Here is a 1,984-nt window from a genome sequence, read left to right as displayed (position 1 = left end):
GTAGACGCGGCCGGCGGATGCGTCCTCTGCGACGTCCTGCCAGTGTTCGGCGAGCTGCAGGCCCGTGCAGATGGAGTCGGACCAGGCGAACCGGGCCTCATCCGAGGCTTTGAACGCGGCCAGGACGAGGCGTCCGACGGGGTTGGCGGAGAGGGCGCAGTAGGCGAGGAGGTCGTCGAAGGTGTCGTAGGCGCCGACGGACTGGTCCTGGCGGTTGGCGGCGATCAAGTCGAAGAGCGGCTTGGCGTCGGCGCCGAGCTCTGAGACCGACCGGACGGCCGTCGCCACGACGGGCAGCGCGCCCTCCAGGTCCTGGTCGTCCAGCACGGCGACCACCTGCGCCTCGACCTCGTCGAGGGCGGCAAGGCGGTCCCCCTTGTAGGTGTCGCCGATCTCGTCGACGAAGCGGGCGAAGGCGTAGAAGCCCAGGAGATGCTGGCGCACGCCCCGGGGCAGGAGGCGCGAGGCCACGGTAAAGTTCTCGCCGCGGGCCCGGTCCGCGAGGGCAACCTGTGTGCAAGTGAGTGACTGCAGAGTCACAACTTGTACGCGATCGCGCCCCCTCTGTCAAGCTGATGGGGCGCGTGCCGGAGCCACCGGGCGGGGGTGTCGCTCAGACGTCGGGGATGGTGCCCTCCGGCATGTCGTCGGGCGGCCAGTCCGGCCCGACGGACCACGCCAGGACCGTGGCGAACGCGCTCTCGATGAGCTTCAGGCCGGCGTCGATCGCCTCTTCCACCGGCGCGTCCGGACCCGTGAACGGGCGTCCCGCCGTCTCCGCGAGCGTCCTCAGCACTCTTCGGGCCAGGGCGGCACTCGGCTCGTGCCCCTTGGCGGCCCGCGCGCCGAGCTCGAGCAGCATGGGTAGCACGTCGGCGACGAGGTACCCGAACATCAGTGTCGCCTTCTCCTCGTCGCCCCGGACCCCTGCGGGGCCGCCGAGCGCGTCGACGGCGGCCGTGAAGCGCTCGTCCGTCTTCTCGAGGAGCGTTTCGATCGCGGCCGTGAGGAGGTCTTCCTTCGAGTCGAAATATCGATAGACGTTGCCCTTCGCCATGTGGGCCGCGTCCGCGATGTCGCTGACGGTGACCTCGCTGTAGCTGCGTGTCTTGAACGCATCGATCGCCACGGCGACGATGCGTTCCCGGTGCTCGGGCTCCAGGGAGGCCGTGTGCGAGCGGATGGCCAGCAGCGCCTCGAGGTGGCTCTCGTCGTAGGAAAACCGGTTCTGCGCCACGCGGGTCGGCGGGGGGATGAGCCCGCGCCGCCGGTAGTTGTGGATGGTGCTGGCGGGGACCCCGCTACGCGCCACCAGCTCCGACAGCGTCAACCTGTCCACCGAGAGCCTCCCGAAACCCTGTATGGCACCACTTTCCGCAGGTAAACCTACTCCCAGGTGGGCCCGACGACCGAGGGTCGATTACGACGTCAGCGCGTGCTCCAGGAGAAACCTCCCAGCGTCGACCACTCCTCCGACGTCGCCTCCTGCCAGACCCAGAACGACGCGCCGAGGGCGCCCGCATGCTGACTGGCGCTCAGGAATTCGGAGATCTCCGCCCCGCTCGGTGACACCGCCCGTCCGCCCTCATCGGAGAAGTTGAAGGCCTCGCCGATCACGTGCACGGGCCGGAGGGCGAGGAGGCGGGCGACGTCGGTGGCCGCGTCGGAACCGGGATCGGTGCACTCCCAGTACACCATCGGGGCGAACGCGTCGACGTACGGTGCCATCGCCGCGTATGGGTAGCCGCCGTCCCAGTTGGTGTCACTCGGCGGGTAGACCGTCGCGACGACGAGACGGCTGCCCGCGGCCTGCCGCACGAGTTCGAGGTAGACGGCCGCGCGTTGGGCGCTCATCATCACGCCCTCGGTCGACTGCTCGAGGTCGGCGCTGTAGCCGTCGATCTGCTCGCCGTCGGGGCTGCGCCAATCGAGGACCTGCGTTGTCCACTGGGCATCGCCGACGGGGTCCCAGAGATAGGGGAAG

The 1,984-nt window shown here is 69.6% G+C and carries 3 protein-coding genes; all 3 read right to left on the bottom strand.

What is annotated here, in order from left to right; translation table 11 throughout:
- A partial coding sequence (locus VH112_09080; protein ID HEX4540387.1) for a squalene/phytoene synthase family protein occupies positions 1-540 on the bottom strand: 540 nt, incomplete at its 3' end.
- Between the two features lie 73 nt (positions 541-613).
- Positions 614-1,339 carry a TetR family transcriptional regulator gene (locus VH112_09075; protein HEX4540386.1) on the bottom strand — a complete coding sequence of 242 codons (726 nt, stop codon included), beginning with the start codon at positions 1,337-1,339 and terminating at the stop codon, positions 614-616.
- Between the two features lie 89 nt (positions 1,340-1,428).
- Positions 1,429-1,984, bottom strand: a 556-nt coding sequence (locus tag VH112_09070) for a hypothetical protein (protein ID HEX4540385.1), incomplete at its 5' end; no start/stop codon positions are given.

The sequence above is a fragment of the Acidimicrobiales bacterium genome, from assembly GCA_036270875.1.
In the GTDB taxonomy this organism is placed as follows: domain Bacteria; phylum Actinomycetota; class Acidimicrobiia; order Acidimicrobiales; family AC-9; genus AC-9.
Note: the sequence above shows the minus strand (reverse complement) of the source record. Positions and strands in the feature narration are given on the sequence as shown.